This window comes from Streptomyces thermocarboxydovorans (assembly GCF_039524635.1).
Classification (GTDB): domain Bacteria; phylum Actinomycetota; class Actinomycetes; order Streptomycetales; family Streptomycetaceae; genus Streptomyces; species Streptomyces thermocarboxydovorans.
Genome location: NZ_BAAAGU010000104.1, coordinates 1 through 12,148, shown reverse-complemented (window position 1 = coordinate 12,148; position 12,148 = coordinate 1). Strand labels below are relative to the sequence as shown.

Here is a 12,148-nt window from a genome sequence, read left to right as displayed (position 1 = left end):
ACGAGCGGCCACTGACCGTCCTCGGACTCAACTGACCTGCACCAACACACGATCAACGAACTTTGCAATCGCCCTGCGTAGCCGTGGCCGTCAATGACCTTCGCTGGAACGAGAAGACCCAACCCCTTCTCGAGAAGCTCGGCCCGCCCTACTTCGAAGCGTACAAGAAGAAGCTCGGCTGCCCGTCCTGAGGCGATCGACCGGGCAGTATGCACTCACTCGGGTGTGAGCCGTTCCGTCGGCACCAGCCCAGGGAACAGGGGCCACTTTGCTGAAGAAACTAGCCTCGATCTTGCATGAGGGTCCGTCAGCTTGCTGACGGACCCTTTCGGCTCGTTCGGGGCGGAGATTCCTGCGGGTGGGCGGGCTGATGGCCCGGCTGTCGCGTCGGGTGGGCGCCGGGTTCCACGGCTCCGGTCGGGGTGGTGCTGCTCGCAGGGACGGGAAGTTGCTGGTCAGCCAGGGTTAGGGGGTCTTCGAAGTTGAGCGGTGCAATGATTCGGCTTACTGACGTGGCGTCACGCTCTGTAGCGGATCGGTGGCTCGGCCCTGGACGCAGGGTGCCCGTGGCCTTGCCTGATCATTTCTGTTCTCGACGCAGAACGATCACGCAGGAGCCACGGGCTTGCTCAACGATACGACGTTGCTGCTCGACCTCGACGGGGTGTCCGTCACGCAGGTCGAGCGGCTGGCCGACGGGACACGCCGAATCCACCTGGTCACGACCGATGAGACAACCCGGGCATGCCCGGCCTGCGGGGTCTTCGCCACCCGGGTGAAGGGCTCCGCAGTCACCCGGCCCCGCGATCTGCCGTACGGCGAGAGCCGGCTGGAGTTCCGCTGGCACAAGCGCCGCTGGTGGTGCCGGGAGCCCACCTGCCCGCGCCGGTCGTTCACCGAGCAGATCCCGCAAATACCGTCCGGCGCGCGGATCACCATGCGGCTGCGCAGTGCCGCCGGGCGCCGGATACGTGACGCCGGGTCCACTGTCATTCAGGCCGCCCGAGACCTGCACCTGTCCTGGCCGACGGTGATGGACGGCTTCCGCACCCAGGCCCGCGAGGTCACCGAGGCACCCCTGCCCGAGGTGGAGGTGCTGGGCATCGACGAGACCCGGGGCGGACGGCCGCGCTGGGAACAGGACCCCACTACCGGCAAGTGGCAGCTGGTCCGCGACCGGTGGCACACCGGCTTCGTCGACGCACTCGGCACCGGTGGCCTGCTCGGCCAGGTCGAGGGCCGCACCGTCGCGGACGTACTGGCCTGGCTCGCCACCACGCCGCTGGAATGGAGGAAGACCATCCGTCACGTCGCCATCGACATGTCGACCACCTATCGGGCTGCCGTCCGCACCGGTCTCCCGCACGCCACCATGGTGGGTCTTCGAAGTTGAGCGGTGCAGGGACGGCGGACGCTGACTGTCCGTCACGGTCTGTATTGGGTGTGGTGGTTGTTGGCCCTGGATGTAGGACGCCCGTGGTCCTGGGTGATCATTTCTGTTCTCGACGCAGAAGGATCACGGGGGAGCCACGGGCTTGGTCAACGATACGACGTTGTTGCTGGACCTCGACGGGGTGTCCGTCATGCGGGTCGAGCGGTGCGAGGACGGTGGGCGCCGGGTCCATCTGGCCACGGCGGATGCATCGGCCCGGGCCTGTCCGGCCTGCGGGGTCTTCGCGTCCCGGGTGAAGGGCTCTGCGACCACCCGGCCTCGGGATCTCCCTTATGGCGAGCGCGGGCTGGAGTTCGTGTGGCACAAGCGGCGCTGGTGGTGCCGCGAGCCGGCCTGTCCTCGCAAGTCGTTCACCGAGCAGATCCCGCAGATCCCGGCCGGCGCCCGGCTGACGGGGAGGCTACGGAGTACGGCCGGACGTCGGATACGGGATGGCGGCTCGCTCCACGGTCATCCAGGCCGCCCGCGATCTGCATCTGTCCTGGCCGACCGTGATGGACGCCTTCAAGGCCGTTGCCCGCGAGGTCGTCGAAGCGCCGCTGCCCGAGGTCGGGGTGCTGGGCATCGACGAGACCCGGCGCGGACGGCCCCGCTGGGAACAGGACCCCGACAGCGGCAAGTGGCGGCTGACCAGGGACCGGTGGCACACCGGGTTCGTCGACGCGCTGGGTGTCGGTGGCTTGCTCGGCCAGGTCGAGGGCCGCACCGTCGCCGATGTGCTGGCCTGGCTGTCCACCGCACCCCTGACCTGGCGCAACAGCATCCGGCACGTCGCCATCGACATGTCGGCCACCTACCGGGCCGCGATCCGCACCGGCCTGCCGAACGCCGTCGTCGTGGTCGACCACTTCCACATCGTGCAGCTCGCGAACAAGATGCTGTCCCTGGTCCGGCGCCGCACCACCGCCGAGATCCGCGGACGACGCGGACGCGCCACCGACCCGGAATGGAAGGCCCGCAGGCGACTCCTGCGCAACCGCGAGGACCTCACCGACAAGCAGTTCGCGACGATGTGGAACCCACTGCTGGACGAGGGGAAGATCGGACAGACCCTGCTGACCGCCTGGATCGCCAAGGAAAGCCTGCGCACCCTCCTCGCTCTGGCCCGCACCGGCGCCGACCGCCACCGCATCGGCCAGGCCCGCTACAAGTTCCTCACCTGGTGCGCGGACGCCGGCATCCCGGAAGTACGTACCCTCGCCACCACCGTGGACCGCTGATGGCCAGAGATCGCCGCGTTCATCGACACCGGACACAGCAACGCCAAAAGCAAGGGCATCAACCGCGTCATCAAGCTCGTCGCCCGCGCCGCCTTCGGGTTCCGCAACGCAACGAACCAGCGACTACGCACACGCTGCGTCACGACTCGTCGAGCTCGAGGACACCTCCGCACCGCTCAACTTTGAAGACCCTGCAACGCACTTGGTGGTTGGAAGACCCTCAACGCACTTGGTGGTTGGTCGATAGCCACCCGCGCCGCGACTCGTGGCCGGCATTGGGACTGAGGTTGCGTCAGCCATACGGGCCGTCCGAGAACCGGACGTGACACGAAACAGGGTGGACATCTCCCGCGCATGTCCACCCTGTCGTCGTCCGTACGGTTTGCGGACCGACCTGCTACATGAAGTAGCTCGCGCCCTTCAGGTCGCCGCCTCGGTAGTCACCGCCGGCGGCGCCGACGCGCTTGCCGATCGACACCAGGGCCTGGTGGATGGCGGAGGCGTGGCGGTCCCACTCCTTGGTCTTCTTGGTGAACTCCTCGTAGGCTTCACCGCCCCAGCCCGCGGCTGCGTCCAGTACGGCCTTCTTGAGGGCCTGGAGGTCCTCCTCCAGCTTCTTGGCCTGGTCGCCGAGCTCGGTCGCGAGCGCGTCCATCGTGCCGTACTTGACGGCGAGTTCGTCGTAGTGGGGAGCGGGCATGTCTTCCTCGTTTCTCTGAGGGCCGGTGGTGGGTGTCGGGGCGTGGTGACCCTGGTCAGTACTTGCTGAGCGCGGAGGTCTTGCCGCCGAGGTCCTCCACCGAGATCTGGGCGATGTCGGCCTCGATCTGGTCCTCGAGCTTGCGCTTGTCGGTCTTGTTCAGCTGGATGCCCTCGAGGAAGTCGTCCAGCATGCGGCCGATGGCGGCCATGTGGGTGTTGATCTCGGTCTGCTTCTTGTCGAAGGCGACAGCACCCTGACCCGTCCAGTTCCGCTCGATCATGTCGATCGTGCCCTGGAGGCGGGCGAGCGAGGCCCGGATCGAGTCGTAGCGGTCGATGACGTTCGTCTGGAGCTTCTGTACCTGGGCCTCGTATAGCTTGCGGCCGTCAGCCATGTCGGCGTCCCTTTCGTGAGAGGTGGTGGATGCAGGAAGGGTGCGGGGGTGTGCAGTGGGTCGGAGAGCGGTCGGGAGGAGAGGTGAGCGGTCAGGCGCCTCGGCGGGAGCGGTACGCCGCGAAGGCGCCGCCTCCGATGACCAGCAGGGCCGCAGCGGCGCCCACCGTCACCCACAGCGTGGTGTTGTCGGACTTTTCCGCGCCGGAGGCCGTCTCTGAGGTGCGGTCCCCGTTGGCGGTGGTGTCCTTCGAGGGATCCGGTTTCGGCTCCTTGGAGGCGCTCACCGGTTCACCGTCGGCGTCGACGACTCCTCTGACGTTCTCCTTGGCGAGGGGGTCGGTGTTCGGCGGGCCGGGCTGGTAGTTCTTCTTCTCCAGCACCTTGCGGGGGCGGATCAGGCCGTAGCCGAGGTAGACGCTCGGGTTGTCGCGGGCCCAGTCACGGCCGGCGGTGTCTATGAGGCTGCCGAGGACCTGGTTGGCCGTCCAGTCGGGGTGGGCGGACCAAACGAGGGCGGCGGAGGCGGAGGCGATGGCCGTGGCCATGCTCGTGCCCCGCCTGTCGGTGCAGTAGCGGCGGAATGTCTTGTCGCACCACGCCGGTACCTTCAGGCCGGGGGCAGCCAGGTCGACGTAGTTGCCGTACTCGGAGAACTCGCCGACCTTGCCGGACTCGTCGGAAGCGGCAACACCCACGACGTAGGGGTAGCGGGCCGGGTAGGCGATCTTCCCGTCCTTCTCCGCGTCGTTGCCCGTACCGGCGAAGAGCAACTTGCCCTTTTCGTGTGCGTACTTCACCGCTTCATCGAGTCCAGGCCAGTCGATTTTGGTGCCGAAGGACATGTTGATGATCTTGACGTCACTGTCGGCGATCGCCCTGATCACCTTCGGTATGTCCGGCGCCTTCTTGGCCTCTTCTGCATCGAGGTCAGTCATCGCAATGCGATAAGGGACAATCTTGGCGTCCGGGGCGAGGCCCTGCAGCCCATCGCCCTTTCCGGTACCGGCGATCAGCTCCGCCATGGTGGTGCCGTGGCCGCTGTAGTCCTCAGTGGCCTTGTAGCTGAGCGCTTTCGGGACCTCGTTGGTCAGCACTTGGCCCTGCAGCGACGGCGTGTTCGAGTTGACGCCGCTGTCGACGACCGCGACCTTCACGCCCTTGCCCGTGCTGACCTTCCACATCTCCTCGGCCTTCATGGCCGACAGGTACCACTGCTGGGACCGGACGTCCGCGGCAGCGGCCTCGGGCGCCAGACCTGCCGACAGGATCGCCACGGTGCTGAGCACCGAAGCGACACTCGCGACTCGCCTCCCGAGAGGCCCCGGTCGGCCCACGCTCCGCCTCGAGCATCCCTTGAACCTTGAGACCATTGCTTCTGCCTGTCCTCGCTTCAGTCCGGCCGACCGGTCGCGGACTGGTCGTCGCGTCGTTCGTCGCGCCGCGAACGACCGTCGCGTGCGCCCGAGTTGCGTGCATCACCACGTGCCGCGTCGGTGCCTCCGACACGGTCGCGTGTCCTTGAGCCGGGCTGCCCTGTCGCCCTGGGCACTCCGACGACTCCGTCGGCGTTGCCGGGGGAACGACGGGACGAGCGCTCCGCCTGCGGTGACGCGGAAGGCGCTCCGATCACCCCGTGCTGCCCGCGCTTCTGTCCTCCAGTCGTGCGGGGGGTGGGTGTGCCTTCGCCGCCGATGACGGTGCCGCGAGGCAGCTTGGAGCTGTTCCGGCCGGCCGCGCTGCCCGGCGTAGGGCCCGTGACGGGCCGACCGCCGACGACACCGGCGCTGCGGCCGGCGGCGGGGACCCCAGTCGCTCCAGCGGAGCCCTTCGGCGCGCCGGCGGCGTGGCCGGTCACAGGGCCGACCGGCTTCGGCATGCCGCCGACGATGCCACGCGTCCCCGGCCCGGTTGACCGCGGAACTGCCTGTCCGGGGGTGACCGTACGCCCCGTGGGCACGGCGCGGTCGCCTCCGCGGCTCCCCACCGGTCCCGGTCCCTGTACGGCAGGACGCGGGCCCTGCCCGACAGGGCCCGGTCCCTTGGGTGGCACAGCGCCTGTCGGAGCCCCTGCCCGGCCGGGGATCGCCGACGGAGGCATCCTCGTCGCCGGAACGCCACCGGGGCCGGTTGCGCGTCCCAGCGGACCACGGGATGCCGGGGAAGGACCAGTAGGAGCCATGGGCGGCGGCACGGCTCCCGTGGCAGCCGGGGGACCGCCGATCGATGGCGGGGTGCCGGTGGTCGGTTTCACGGCTTCCTGAGGCGGCAACGTACCGACACTGTTGATCTCCGTGCCCGCCGGTCGCGGAGCGAGGGCGTCTACCGGGCCGCTCACCGGCATTTTCACATCCGGCCCTGACTCCCCGACCGCGGTCGCTGCTGAGCGCCGATCAGCAGTGGCCTTGTCGTCAGCCGGCGCCAATGACGGGTTCCCGGCGCCTCCGACGCCCGGGTCCTCGACCCGGTACACGTCGTTCGGCGGAGGCACCCCCACATCCGGCATCTTCGGGAACACCGGCTCCTCGGCCTGCTGCATATAGCCGGCCGACACCGTGTAGAACGACGCCAGGCGGTACATCTGGTTGATGGCCTCCTGGCGGTTCTTCTCCGCCTTGAGCGCCGCCGCGTACTCCTCGTTGCTCTCGACCCGCTTCGACTCGGGAATGTCGTCGACGGTCTTGCGCTCGCTGCGGGTGTCACGCGGGGGCATGGACGCGCGGACCGAGGCGAGGCCCGCGCCGGCGGCGAGGACCTGGGTGCCGATGACGTCCGCGTAGTCGCCCACGCCCTCGGCCGTCTTGACCAGGCTCTGGGCCCAGCGGTCGAAGGCGGTGTGGGCCTCGCCCTGCCAGTCGATGCCGGGGAGGTTGCCCTTGAGTTCCTCGGCGGCCTCCTTGATGGCGTCACGGGCGGCGACCAGGGCCGTGCCCGCGGCCTCCAGCAGCTCCGGGTTGGCGGACTCGACGATGTCGATCATGTCGTTGAGGTCGTAGCCCTCGAAGCTGGTGCGGCCGAAGTGGATGCCTCGCCCGGGGGTCCCACCGAAGGGGTTGAGGACCTTGCCCATCTGCATGACGGCGTCGAGCGTGCCGTTCTGCGCCTGGGCCTGCGTGTACGGGTCCGGTGTGTTCTTCTCGCCGCTCATCAGTACCCCGCGTCCGTCCGGTCGGCGCGGTTCCTCCGCTCGGGCTGCGTCTCCAGCGCCTTCTCGTACTGCTCGTTGATGGTGGTCCGGATCTCGTGGAAGCGGCGGCGCTGCTCTTCCTCGAGGTTGTCGAAGTTGACGTCCACCCCGTGGACGGCGATCTGCATGGCCTCGAGCTGGAGGGCGAGGGACTTGGAGAGCGCGGTGATCCGCTCGTGCACGCGCTCGTACTCGCGGTGCAGCATCGTGCCCTCCGGGAAGGCTCCGCTGCCGAAGGCGGTCTGGGGCAGGCTGCACCTGCCGACGTTGGACGATCCGCCCGCCGATGCCTCGAAGGCGGTGAGCAGGTCGTCGATGCGCTTCTTGAAGGTCGAGAGCGCCATGACGCCGCGGCGCAGGTCCGCGCCGCCGCCTCCGCCCCCCTCTGCAGGCAGCATCCTCTGCCGTCCTCCCCGTGTCCCCGTTGTGGCCCCGTTTGTTCTGCGTGGTGCGGCGGTGATGCCGCGATGCCGTGCTGCGGTACGGGCAAACAAGTGGTCCCAGTGCAGCAGACATGATCACATCGGCACCACTCTAATCACTGGCACCGACAGCCCAACTTCCTTCTGCAAAGCCGCCGATGCCGCGAAGAAGGTGCGCTTTGTACCCCTTCCCCTCGCCTGATCAGTACGTTTTCCGGCCACGCACGCACTCGTCCGCGCCGGAGCGATGTTCGTCACATTGCAGAGTGGCCATGGTGAACACCCTGTTTACCGGCCCGCCGGCGCGCGTCCCTGATCGCCACCGCCGCTCCGGCGAGGCCCGCCACCAGCACCGCGGCCCCGACGGAGACATAGGTGGCGAGGCGTGCGTTGCGCTCGTCGGGGGTCTCGCCGAGGGGGAGTTCGGCGGCGGAGGGGGCCTTGGCGCGGGCCAGGCCCTCCTGGGGGCGGGGGGACTCGATGGGGCGGGTGTCCTCGGTGAGGGCGCGGACCGGGTCGACGACTCCCCAGCCGACGAGCCGGTCGCGGCCGGCGATGGTGCGTTCCGCGGTCTGTTCGATCTGGGCGACGATCTGACGCCGTGTCCAGTCGGGGTGCTTGGACTTGATGAGGGCGGCGAGTCCCGCGACGTACGGGGCGGAGAAGCTGGTGCCGTTGTCGAGGCAGTGGCCGCCCTTGGGGACGGTGGAGATGATGTCGACGCCGGGTGCCGCCACATCGACGAAGTCGCCGGACTGGGAGAAGGAGGCGCGTTCGTTGTTGCGGTCGGAGGCGGCGACGGCGAGGACGCCCTCGTAGGAGGCGGGGTAGGTCTTCTTGACGTTGCCGCCGAGGCCGTCGTTGCCCGCGGAGGCGACGATGACGATCTCGCGGGCGAGGGCCTCGTCGACGGCGGCCTTGAGACCGGGGTCGGGTTCGGCGGCGTCCGCGGTGTCCTGGGAGATGTTGATGACGTCCGCCTCGGCCTGAATGGCGTGGCGGATGGCGGCGGCGAGGGTGGCGGTGTCGCCGTGGCCCTCGGCGTCGTTCTGCTGGATGGGGATGATGGTCGCCTCGGGTGCCAGCCCGACGAAGCCGGTCTTGCCGTCGGGCCGGGCGGCGATGATGCCGGCGACCTTGGTGCCGTGGCCCACGGTGTCGGTGGTGCCGTTCTCGCTGCCGCGCTCGACGGGGTTGCCGTCCTCGTCCTTGAGGTCCTTGGGCAGGAGGTTGCGCCCGCTCTTGACGTCCACGGCGTTCTTCAGCTGGGGGTTCTTGACGTCGACGCCGGTGTCGATGACGGCGACCCGGACGTTCCTGCCCCTGGACTGGCGCCAGACCTCGTCGAGTTGCACGCGCTGCAGGTACCAGGGGCGGCCCGGGTAGACCTTGTTGGGGTAGGCGCACTCGTCGGTGAAGGAGTCGTCGGCCGCGGCGGGGGCGGCGATCCCCAGCGTGGTGACCAGCAGGGTCGCGGTGATCGCCAGGGTGCGTACGAGGGAACGTGTGTGCCGCATCGGCTGCCTCCCGTCAGGAGCCCTGCGGCTGCCGGGCCGCGGCGGTGGACAGACGGGGGCCGGTGGGCAGGAACGCGGACCAGGCGGCGGGGATCGGGGCGGGGTCGACGTCGGCGTAGCCGAGGCGGGTCTGGGCCTGCTGGGCCTCGCGTTCGAGTTCCTTGCGCTCCTGCTCGGAGACGCCGATGCCGGCGTCGTCGGTGGCGCTGTCGGCGTTGGACTGCAGCACGTAGCGCAGGCCGGTGTCGGTGACCAGGAAGACGGGGCCCGCCTTGGTCTGGGTGCCCTGGAACTGGCGGTAGAGCTGTCCGGAGCCGGGGGTGACGTAGGCGCTGGTGGAGCCGGCCGGCAGGTCCGCCGGGAAGTCCTGGCCCGCCCAGGTGCTCAGGGTGGTGGTGCCGTTGGCGCCGACGCCACGCAGCACGTTGCAGACGGTGTTGCGCTTGCCCTTGCCGGGGGAGGCCTGGTTGACGGCGCGGGGCTTGCCGGTGGGCCAGCGGTGCTCGGTGCCGAAGGGCTTGCCGGGGACGATGGCGCCGGGGCTCACCTCCAGCGGCTTGCCGGCCTGGCCGAGCTGGGCCAGGTCCTCGCTGAACAGCAGGAGTTGGGCGACGAAGGCGGAGACGGGCGCGACCCGGCCGGGCAGGACGACGTAGTACTGGACCTTGTTGTTGTCGAAGGCCTTGAGGACCATGCCGACCCGGTTGGCGGTGGCGTCCAGTTGGCCGGGGGCGCCGGCGGGGGTGCCCGGGGTCTGGCCGATCTCGGGGAAGGTGATGGGGTCGCCCTGGTGGAGGGTGGCGAGCCATTCGCGGGAGACCTGCTGGGGCTTGCGTCCGGAGCCGACGACGGTGCGCAGCAGCAGTTCGAGGCCGGCGCCGGTGTCGAGGCGGTCGATCCGGTAGGCCGTGCCGCCCGCGTCCACGACGTAGCGCTTGCCCTGGGGGTCGGCGGCGTAGAGGAGTTCGCCCTCGGTCAGCCGCTGCTTGCCGTCGGTCAGCCGCTGCTCCCGGTCGGCGAGGACCAGCGCGGCCTTCTGGATGGACCGGCCGCCGGCGCTGGGCCGCTCGCAGACCACCCACCGCTTGGCGGTGCCCGCCTCCTGCGCGGAGGGCAGGCGGTCCGGTGCGTAGGGGATGCCGATGGTGACGCCGTGCGGGATCTTGCCGCTGTCCAGGACCTTCTCGCTGACGGTGACGACGTCTCCCTTGCCGGGGGCGAGGAGGAGCTTGGCGGAGGCCATGTTGAGCACCGGGTGCAGCTGGACCCGGTCGCCGGTCTTCAGGACGACGTAGCGGGTGGTCGACTTGCTGGCGATGATCACCTTCTCGGCCGGAGTGTCCCAGCCCTTCGGTGCCGTGGGCCGGAACATGCCCCAGGCGCCGAAGACGGCCATCACGATCACGCCGATGATCAGGCCGGGCAGGATGCCGCGCAGGGGCCGCGGGGCTCCCTCGTCCGAGCCGTGCGGGGACGACTGGACGAAGGCCGCGAGCAAGCGGCGCTTCGCGAAGGTGTAGGCGTTGAGCTGATCCCGCCGCGATGCCATTGGTGCCTGTCTCTCCCCGTGTCCGGCCCGAGTCCGGCCGTGTCCCCGCCCGTGGCCGACCGTGTTCCAGCGTCTTCACCCATGCCGGGCCGGGCGGTGGACGCACGACGCAGGGCGGCGGCCGCCCGCCCGTCGATCTCGGGCGTGGCCCCTACTATGCCTGGTGCGCGGGACGACTCGGGGAGCGGGTAGGGTGCCTGGGCCTTGTGTGATCAGGTGTGCGTGCCTGAACTACGGCGGTTGATGAGCAATTTGGGGGGATGGTACGTGACGGCGTCCGGAACGCGGGCGGGGGCGGCCACGCAGGGCGGTCCCCAACTCAGGCTGCGCGCGGGCGGTTCCGGATCGTTCCGGCTGCAACGGATCGTTCTGCTGGAACTGGCGGCCGCCGTCCTCCTCGTGGGCTGGGTCCTCGGCCCGGTGGCCGTGGGGGTCGCCGGAGCGGTCGCCGTCGCCCTGGTGCTGCTCGCCGTCATGCGCCGCAGGGGGCGTTCGCTGCCCGAGTGGCTGGCCACGGCGCGCGCCCTGCGCACCCGGCGGAAGCACGCCGCGGCGCTGGTGATCCCGCCGGGCACCGAGCCGGGCCTGGCGCCGGCCGTGGAGTGCGATCCGGCCCTGCGCACCTACTCGTACAAGGGCCGGGACCGGCGGCCGGTCGGGCTCGTCGGGGACGGGACCTTCGTCACCGCCGTGGTCCAGGTGGAGGCCGACGCCACGGCGCTGCGCGCCGAGCGCAGCCGGCGCCCGCTGCCGCTGGCCCTGGTGCGGGACGCGCTGGAGGTGGACGACATCCGCCTGGAGTCGGCGCAGGTGGTCCTGCACACCCAGCCGGCCCCGGCGCTGCATCTGCCGCGCCAGTCGGTCGCCGTCAGCAACTACGCCCCGCTGCAGGAGCAGACCGGCGCGCCCGCGGTCCGCATCACCTGGATCGCGCTGAAGCTCGCCCCGGAGCTGTGCCCGGAGGCGGTGGCGGCCAGGGGCGGCGGTCTGGTGGGCGCGCAGAAGTGCGTGGTGCGCGCCGCCGACCATCTCGTCAGCCGTCTCACCGGCGCCGGCTTCCGCGCCGCCGTGCTGGACGAGGAGGAGCTGACCTCGGCCATCGCCACCTCGGCCTGCGCCAACCCGCTGGTGACGGCCGAGGCAGGCCGCACGGACCGGCAGGAGCGGCGCACCGAGGAGTCGAGCCGCAGCTGGCGCTGCGACAACCGCAGGCACACCACGTACTGGGTGCGCAAGTGGCCCGCGCTGGGCGGTGGCGGCGGCTCCTCGCTGCCGCAGTTCGTCGCGCGGATCACGGCGGTGCCCGCACTGGCCACCACGGTCAGCGTCACCGTGGCGCCCGGGGACGGGCGGGATGTGTCGCTGCGCGGTCATGTGCGGGTGACCGGGCGCAGCGCCGACGAACTGACCGCGGCACGGCGGGCGCTGGAGGGCGCCGCCCGGTCGTCGGGCGCGGCGCTGGCCCGGCTGGACCGGGAGCAGGTGCCCGGCGTACTGGCCACTCTGCCCCTCGGAGGTGTTCGGTGACGGCGATGAGAACGACGGCGTCGACAGGGACGGCGGGGACGGCGGGGGCGACGGGGAGTCCGGCGGCACCGGCGGGCCCGGTGGCGCCCGGCCCGGTGGGTCCCGGTGGAGCGGTCCGGCCCCCGGCGGGCGCGCAGCCCGCGGGCGCCCGGCTCCAGGGCGCCAAGGCGGGGGGCC

At 70.5% G+C, this 12,148-nt stretch carries 9 protein-coding genes and 2 pseudogenes; 4 read left to right on the top strand and 7 right to left on the bottom strand.

The window, feature by feature from the left end; genetic code table 11:
* Positions 1-625 precede the first annotated feature (625 nt).
* From ABD198_RS29580 to ABD198_RS29575, 3 genes and pseudogenes are all read left to right on the top strand, one after another.
* Entirely contained in the window at positions 626-1,393 is a 768-nt protein-coding gene (locus tag ABD198_RS29580) for a transposase (RefSeq protein WP_344007640.1), read from the top strand.
* A 190-nt stretch (positions 1,394-1,583) separates the two neighbouring features.
* Positions 1,584-1,778, top strand: a pseudogene (locus tag ABD198_RS30875) (transposase family protein); the annotation flags it as partial.
* A gap of 106 nt (positions 1,779-1,884) precedes the next feature.
* Positions 1,885-2,859 (top strand): annotated as a pseudogene (locus tag ABD198_RS29575) (ISL3 family transposase).
* A gap of 211 nt (positions 2,860-3,070) precedes the next feature.
* Here the strand turns inward: ABD198_RS29575 and ABD198_RS29570 are convergent.
* From ABD198_RS29570 to eccB, 7 genes are all read right to left on the bottom strand, one after another.
* Positions 3,071-3,373, bottom strand: coding sequence for a WXG100 family type VII secretion target (locus ABD198_RS29570; protein ID WP_344007638.1), 303 nt, complete (start codon positions 3,371-3,373; stop codon positions 3,071-3,073).
* A gap of 55 nt (positions 3,374-3,428) precedes the next feature.
* A complete protein-coding gene (locus ABD198_RS29565) occupies positions 3,429-3,770 on the bottom strand; it encodes a WXG100 family type VII secretion target (RefSeq protein WP_344007635.1) in 342 nt (113 codons plus the stop codon).
* A gap of 91 nt (positions 3,771-3,861) precedes the next feature.
* Positions 3,862-5,058, bottom strand: a complete 1,197-nt coding sequence (locus tag ABD198_RS29560; RefSeq protein WP_344007633.1) for a S8 family serine peptidase — start codon at positions 5,056-5,058, stop codon at positions 3,862-3,864.
* A gap of 104 nt (positions 5,059-5,162) precedes the next feature.
* Positions 5,163-6,917: a WXG100 family type VII secretion target gene (locus ABD198_RS29555; protein WP_344007631.1), complete on the bottom strand. Its 1,755-nt coding sequence runs from the start codon at positions 6,915-6,917 to the stop codon at positions 5,163-5,165.
* Positions 6,917-7,354 (bottom strand): hypothetical protein, encoded by a 438-nt coding sequence (locus ABD198_RS29550; protein WP_344007629.1) that lies wholly within the window; start codon positions 7,352-7,354, stop codon positions 6,917-6,919. Before ABD198_RS29550 ends, ABD198_RS29555 begins: the two co-directional genes overlap by 1 nt.
* 278 nt (positions 7,355-7,632) lie before the next feature.
* The gene (mycP, locus tag ABD198_RS29545; protein WP_344007626.1) at positions 7,633-8,895 is read right to left on the bottom strand and encodes a type VII secretion-associated serine protease mycosin; all 1,263 of its coding nucleotides are present in this window, start codon (positions 8,893-8,895) and stop codon (positions 7,633-7,635) included.
* 13 nt (positions 8,896-8,908) lie between these two features.
* Positions 8,909-10,444, bottom strand: coding sequence for a type VII secretion protein EccB (gene eccB / locus ABD198_RS29540; RefSeq protein WP_344007623.1), 1,536 nt, complete (start codon positions 10,442-10,444; stop codon positions 8,909-8,911).
* A gap of 267 nt (positions 10,445-10,711) precedes the next feature.
* Here eccB and eccE point away from each other — a divergent pair, with 267 nt between their 5' ends.
* The gene (gene eccE / locus ABD198_RS29535) at positions 10,712-11,971 is read left to right on the top strand and encodes a type VII secretion protein EccE (protein ID WP_344007621.1); all 1,260 of its coding nucleotides are present in this window, start codon (positions 10,712-10,714) and stop codon (positions 11,969-11,971) included.
* Positions 11,972-12,148 lie beyond the last annotated feature (177 nt).